The 3508-nt window shown below is 71.1% G+C and carries 3 protein-coding genes; all 3 read left to right on the forward strand.

The window, feature by feature from the left end:
* Positions 1–140: 140 nt before the first annotated feature.
* The 3 genes from LzC2_RS20810 to LzC2_RS20820 all read left to right on the forward strand — a co-directional run bounded on the left by LzC2_RS20810 (position 141) and on the right by LzC2_RS20820 (position 3349).
* Positions 141–782 carry a hypothetical protein gene (locus tag LzC2_RS20810; RefSeq protein ID WP_171189947.1) on the forward strand — a complete coding sequence of 214 codons (642 nt, stop codon included), beginning with the start codon at positions 141–143 and terminating at the stop codon, positions 780–782.
* A gap of 43 nt (positions 783–825) precedes the next feature.
* Positions 826–1482, forward strand: a complete 657-nt coding sequence (locus LzC2_RS20815) for a DUF2764 family protein (RefSeq protein ID WP_171189948.1) — start codon at positions 826–828, stop codon at positions 1480–1482.
* Between the two features lie 106 nt (positions 1483–1588).
* Positions 1589–3349 carry a V-type ATP synthase subunit A gene (locus tag LzC2_RS20820; protein ID WP_349771142.1) on the forward strand — a complete coding sequence of 587 codons (1761 nt, stop codon included), beginning with the start codon at positions 1589–1591 and terminating at the stop codon, positions 3347–3349.
* Positions 3350–3508 lie beyond the last annotated feature (159 nt).

The raw sequence follows: 3508 nt of genomic DNA on the forward strand, positions 1-3508 counted from the left end.
CCGCCCCCCGCCGCGGCGTTCGCCCCGGCGTCCGCCCCGGCGTCCGCCCTACTCGGCGTCCGCCCTACTCGGCGTCCGCCCGTCTCGGCGTCCGCCGAACCGGCTCCCGCACGCCGCCCACCGCACACCGCACAGAGGCCATGGCAAACGACACGACCACGGAAGCCTCCGGCGTCCAGCAGCTGATCGACCGGCTGCGCCGGGAGGGCGTCGACAAGGGACAGACCGAGGCGGACGCCGTCCTCGAGGCGGCCCGCCGGCAGGCGATGGAGCTGCTCGACGACGCCCAGTCGCGGGCCGACGCGATGCTCAAGGAGGCCCAGACCGAGGCGGACCGCACCCGGCGGGCCGGCGAGGAGGCGATCCGACTGGCCGGCCGGGATTCCATTCTGGAACTCACCGAGGAGTTGCGGGACGGCTGCAAACGGACGCTGCAGCGGCTCGTCTCGCACGCCCTGCGGGACGACGAGTTTCTGCGACGACTGATTTTGGAGATCGCCCGGCGGTCCGTGCCGGACGACGCCGACGTCCGGCTGAACGTCCAGCTGCTCGACGACGATCCCTCGCCGGAGAACGACGCGGCGCTGCAACGCTTCGCCGAATCGCTGGCCGGTCAGTCGCTGCGGGACGGGCTGACTTTCGAGGTGACGGACAGCGACGCGCCGGGCGTGCGGGTGCAGATCGTGGACGGCGACCTGGAGGTCGACCTGACCGACGAGACGCTCACCCAGGTGCTGCTGAGGCATCTGTCGCCGCGGTTCCGCGAGCTCCTGGACGTCTGATGAGCGGTTTGACGACGGGCACGAACCGGCCGGGGCCGCGGCGGTGACGGACTTCTACACGCTGATCGCCAGCCTGCCGGCGCTGCCGAGCCACTTCGACGTGGAGCGCCCGCCGATCTCCCGCCGGCAGCTCGCCGAACGTCTGGGCCAATTGAGTCCGGAGGACGCGGCGACGGTGCGGCAGCTCGCCGACTTCTTCGACTGGGACCGCCAGCCGCTGGATCGCACCGACGCCCAGATCGCCCGCGAACTGGGGCGTCTGCAGGCCGTCCAGCACCCCCTCGTGCTGCGGATCATCCGACACCGGCTGGACGTGCGAATCGTCGTCAGCGCGCTGCGCCGGCGCCGCGACGGACACGCGGAGCCGGTGCCGATCGGCGACCTCGGGGAGACGATCCGCCGCCACTGGTCCGACCCGACCTTCGGTCTGGGGGGCCGGCAACCGTGGATCGAGCCGTTCGCCCGGTTCATGGCCGCGGGGGAGGTCGTGCAGGCCCAGAGGACGCTCTTCGACCACACTTGGCGGCAGTGGCGCCGGCTCTCGACGGAATTCACGTTCTCGCTGGAAGCCGTGATCCTGTACCTGGCGCGGTGGGAAATCATTCACCGCTGGACCAGCCGGGACGCGGAGGCCGGCCGCACACGCTTCGACACCATGATTCAGGACACGCTCGGTGACCACGCCAACCTCTGCCTCTGAGGCTTTCGCCGACGCCGACGCCGGGGTCCCCGCCGACGCCGGAATCCCCGCCGGCTCCGCCGCGCCTGCCGGGGCTCCCGCCCGCGCCGCGCGGCGGGGCGCCCGCGTGATCGGGGTGTCCGGCAACGTGGTCACGATCGAGGCGGACGAGCCGCTGATGAAGAACGAGGTCGCCTTCGTGCACGTCGGCGGGGAGGCGCTGAAGGCCGAGGTCCTGCGGATCGCCGGTCGCACCGCCGACATGCAGGTCTTCGAGGAGACCGGCGGCGTACAGGTCGGCGACCGCGTCGAACTGACCAAGGAGCTGCTCCCCGCCGCCCTCGGACCGGGCCTGCTGGGGTCGGTGTTCGACGGCCTGCAGAACCCGCTGAACGTGCTCGCGGAGCGGGACGGCTTCTTCCTCCGCCGCGGCAGCACGGCCCCGGCCCTCCCGGGGGACGCGGTCTGGGATTTCCGGCCGGCGGTGCGGGTCGGCCAGTCCGTCCGCGGCGGCGACGTGCTGGGCACGGTCCCGGAGAAGAGCGTCAGTCATAAGATCATGGCTCCGTTCGACCTGACGGGGACGGCGGAGGTCCTCTGGGTCGCCCGCGGGCCGCAGCGGGCCGACGCCCCCGTCGTGCGCCTCCGCACCGCCCGCGGGCGGGAGCGGGAGTGCACGATGCAGCACTCCTGGCCGGTCCGCAGCCCCCTCCCGTCGAAGCTGCTGCGGCAGCGGCACTCGGAGCGGCTGTTCCCCTCGCAGGTGCTCACGACCACGATCCGGCTGATCGACACGTTCTTCCCGATCGCCCTCGGCGGGACGGCCTGCATCCCCGGGCCGTTCGGGGCGGGCAAGACGGTGCTGCAGGGACTGGTCTCCCGGTATTCGGCCGCGGACATCGTCGTCGTCGTGGCCTGCGGCGAGCGGGCCGGCGAAGTCGTGGAGACCCTCACCGACTTCGCCGAGATGGACGACCCCCGCAGCGACGGCAAGCTGATGGACCGGACGGTCGTGATCTGCAACACCTCCTCGATGCCGGTCGCCGCCCGGGAGGCGTCGATCTATATGGGCATCACGATCGGCGAGTACTACCGCCAGATGGGGCTGAACGTCCTGCTGATCGCCGACTCCACCTCCCGCTGGGCCCAGGCCATGCGGGAGACCTCCGGCCGGCTGGAGGAGATCCCCGGCGAGGAGGCCTTCCCCGCCTACCTCGACTCCTCCATCAAGGGGCTGTACGAGCGGGCCGGGGTGATCCGCGCGAACGACGGGGCGCTCGGCAGCCTGACGATGATCGGCACCGTCTCCCCGGCGGGCGGGAACTTCGAGGAGCCCGTCACGCAGTCGACGCTCGGGGCGGTCAAGTGCTTCCTCGGCCTCTCCTCGGCCCGCGCCTACAAGCGGTTCTACCCGGCGATCGACCCGCTGATGTCCTGGTCGCGGTACCTGGATCAGCTCAAGCCGCAGCTCGCGGAGACGATGGATCCGACCTGGACGGAGTCCGTCAAGCAGACCACGGAGCTGCTGCACCGCGGCGACGCGGTCCACCAGATGATGCAGGTCACCGGCGAGGAGGGCGTCACGGTGGACGACTACCTGGATTATCAGCGGGCCACCTTCGTCGACATGGTGTTCCTGCAGCAGGACGCCTTCGACCCGGTGGACGTCTCGATCCCGCTGGAGCGGCAGAAGGAGTCGTTCCAACTGATCCGTCGCCTCGTCGCCCGCGATCTGCGGTTCACCTCCAACGAGGAGGTCCGGGGCTACTTCACGAAGCTGACCGGGCTGTTCAAGAACCTGAACTACAGCGAATGGCGCTCCGAGCGCTACCGGGAGCTGCTGGCGGAGATCGACGCCCTCGAAACGCAAGCCGTTTCGCAGGCGTGAGCGCCCCGCCGCCCCGCCGCCCCGCCGGTTGACGCCGGGTCGGGCGAGCTGCGGCTTGAGCTGATCCAGGTACCGCGACCAGGACATCAGCGGGTCGATCGCCGGGTAGAACCGCTTGTAGGCGCGGGCCGAGGAGAGGCCGAGGAAGCACTTGACCGC

The sequence above is a fragment of the Alienimonas chondri genome (genome assembly GCF_013036045.1).
In the GTDB taxonomy this organism is placed as follows: domain Bacteria; phylum Planctomycetota; class Planctomycetia; order Planctomycetales; family Planctomycetaceae; genus Alienimonas; species Alienimonas chondri.

What these genes read in the sequence shown, in the direction of transcription:
- LzC2_RS20810 (WP_171189947.1), top strand. Translation starts at nt 141, where the DNA reads ATGGCAAACGACACGACCACGGAAGCCTCCGGCGTCCAGCAGCTGATC.